General features: G+C 37.9%; 3 protein-coding genes. All 3 read left to right on the forward strand.

The window, feature by feature from the left end:
* Positions 1-633, forward strand: a 633-nt coding sequence (locus K6G87_RS10270; protein ID WP_296836655.1) for an ABC transporter ATP-binding protein, incomplete at its 5' end; no start/stop codon positions are given.
* Positions 630-1889 carry an ABC transporter substrate-binding protein gene (locus tag K6G87_RS10275; protein WP_296836657.1) on the forward strand — a complete coding sequence of 420 codons (1260 nt, stop codon included), beginning with the start codon at positions 630-632 and terminating at the stop codon, positions 1887-1889. The genes K6G87_RS10270 and K6G87_RS10275, both read left to right, overlap by 4 nt.
* Positions 1890-1935: 46 nt before the next feature.
* Positions 1936-2541: a class I SAM-dependent methyltransferase gene (locus K6G87_RS10280; RefSeq protein WP_296836660.1), complete on the forward strand. Its 606-nt coding sequence runs from the start codon at positions 1936-1938 to the stop codon at positions 2539-2541.
* Positions 2542-2975 lie beyond the last annotated feature (434 nt).

Consider the following 2975-nt stretch of genomic DNA (forward strand, 5'->3'; position numbering starts at 1 on the left):
ACTCTTATTAAGAACATCTTAGGAATAGAAAAACCGGAGAAGGGCAAAATATTTTTTGATAACAAGGACTATACAAGTCTTTCAAGATATGAAAAAGCCCAATATGTAGCCTATGTTCCGCAGATAATAGACTTTGGAGCATTATCTGTTTTTGATACCGTTATGACAGGGAGAATTCCATATTTTGGATTCAGATCATGCGATGATGATACAAGGATTGTTAATGATATCTTGAAAAAGCTTGGAATTTCAAGCTTTGCTGATCGCAGCGTAGATGAGCTGTCAGGAGGAGAGAGGCAGAAGGTTGCTATTGCCAGAGCCCTTGCACAGAGTCCGCACCTTATGGTATTTGATGAGCCGACAGCAAGTCTTGATATCGGTAATGAGCAGATCATAATCAAAGAGATTCTCAATCTATCAAGGAATATGAACGTTAGTATCTTAATGTCTATTCATGATATCAATCAGGCTCTATTAATAGGAGATGTATTCTACCTTATGAAAGATGGAACAGTAAGATATAGAGCTACTAAAAACGAGATCACGGAAGAGATGCTTGAAGATATTTATGATGCAAAGATCCGCATCTTAGATATAAATAACGAAAGATTTTTCGTAGGAGGAATATTATGAGAAAACAGCTATTAAGAAAGAAAATAGTCGCAGTCGTAATGGCAGCTGCGATGTCTTGTGGCATGATGGCTTGTGGTAGTAGTGAAGGAAAGACCCCAAATACAGTTGCAAGTGCGAATGAAGAAGGGAATATAGATGCATCCGTAAATGGTACTACTGTAAGTGAGGAAGCTTCTGAATCAGATGAAGCTAAAGAGATCACTATTACAGATATGATAGGAAGAGAAGTTAAGATCGAACCCGGAAGCTATAAAAAGGTTGTATGTATCGGCGCCGGCGCACTTCGTATGTATTCTTATGTTGGTGATGTATCTATACTTTGCGGAGTTGAAGATATTGATAACGAAAGCCTCGAAGAAAGGCCTCAGATGTTTGACGGCGTAGCAAGACCTTATATGCTGGCTTATGGAGATGTTTTTGCCAACCTTCCTTCATGTGGAGTTGGCGGACCTAATGCTCAGGCTGCAGAAGCTGAGAAGATCCTTACATGTGAGCCTGACATCGTAATCTCTGAATATGAAGATGTAGAAAAAGAAGATGCGCTTTCTGAGCAGTTAGGCGTACCTGTTATCACACTTAAGGCAGGACCTATGGGAGTTTTTGATGAGTCTTTTGCAGGATCCATGGAGCTTCTGGGACAGATCTTCGATCAAGAAGAAAGAGCTGAAGAGCTTATAACATATATCGAAGATGAAAAGAATGCCATAAGCGAAAAAACTAAAGATATCAAAGATGAAGATAAGCCTTCTGTATATATCTGTGGTCTTGGTAACTGGGGTACAACCAATCATCTTATGACAGCTCAGAATTATGTATCCTTCAATATAGCAGGTGTCAAAAATGTCGTTACAGATCTTGAGAATAACGGCATTCAGGAGATCGAAGAAGAGAAGCTCGTATCCATGGGCGAAGATATCGATATCATGTTCATAGATGCTGCAGCTGTTAAGAATATCAAGCCTTTATATGCAGAAGATAATACTATGTTCGATTCTATAAAGGCATGGAACGATGGCGAAGTATATCTCGAAATGGCATACAATGCGTATTATACCAATTATGAGATTGCTCTTATAAATACATGGTACATTGCTTCTGTTGTATACCCTGAAGCTTTTGAAGATTTTGATGTTGAAGCCAAAACTGATGAAGTTACACAGATGTTCCTTGGAACACCACTTGCTAGTGATATATATGAAAAGCCTGCAAGCTTTGGCGGTTATCAGAAGATTGATACAGCTACCTTCTTTAACTAAGACTCCTAACCTGTCCTTAAGGAAGGCATTATAAAGGGATTATTATATGGATACAAATACTATGATTAATATAGAAGAAGTAATAGATTTTTTTGATGGTCTGGCGGATAAATGGGATGCTATGGAGATCAAGGATGACAATATCATAAATACAATTCTTGATAATGCAGGAGTTGTAGAAGGTTGCAGTGTCCTGGATGTTGCCTGCGGAACAGGTATCATGATCCCTTATTATCTAAATAAAAAAGTTTCAAGCGTAACTGCAGTTGATATATCTCCTAAGATGGTAGAGATCGCAAGACATAAGTTCGAAGGTGATAAGCGTGTTAATATCTTGTGCTGTGATGTAGAGAAACTTGATCTTGATGATGATTATGACAACATAGTTATCTATAATGCATTCCCTCATTTTCAGGATGCTCAAAGGCTTATCAGATGCCTGAGTTCTAAGCTTAGAAGTGGCGGCAGACTTACTGTCGCTCACGGAATGAGCAAAGAGAAGATAGATGCTCATCATAAGGGCAGTGCTATTCATGTATCTAACGGACTTATGGAAGCTGATGAACTTGCAGATATTTTTAATGAATATCTTGAAGTTACTACAGTCTTATCAGATGACAACATGTATCAGGTAGTTGGCATGAAGCTATAAAATATAAAAGCATTATCAAACGGCTTTGATCAGGGTTTTGAGTCTTGATCAAAGCCGTTTTTATTAGAATGATTTCCTACTTGATCGGACCGGCATCTCCAAATCTTGATAGGCTCAAAAAGTCCCTGGTACTTCATTAAATTGTCCTCCTACCTGTTTATTATTTATATCTAATGGAAAAAATATCGAAACATGCGTATGTAGCATGCTTCATAAGCTGAGTGAAAAAGCTTAACTTGCCTTTGTTAAACTTTTATCATATGCATTAATTTTATAATATTCACGTGCTATGAGCCATCAACAAAAGGTGGATAGGGTTAAACAAAACATTTCGGTTATTGACTCATATAGCTAAAAAGTGCTAGGATTAAGTGAAATTAATATTGTAGTAGGGCTGGCATTGCTGGCCACGGTTAGGAAATCCATAATCCATC

The sequence above is a fragment of the Butyrivibrio sp. genome (assembly GCF_024699075.1).

What these genes read in the sequence shown, in the direction of transcription:
- K6G87_RS10280 (WP_296836660.1), top strand. Translation starts at nt 1,936, where the DNA reads ATGGATACAAATACTATGATTAATATAGAAGAAGTAATAGATTTTTTT.
- K6G87_RS10275 (WP_296836657.1), top strand. Translation starts at nt 630, where the DNA reads ATGAGAAAACAGCTATTAAGAAAGAAAATAGTCGCAGTCGTAATGGCA.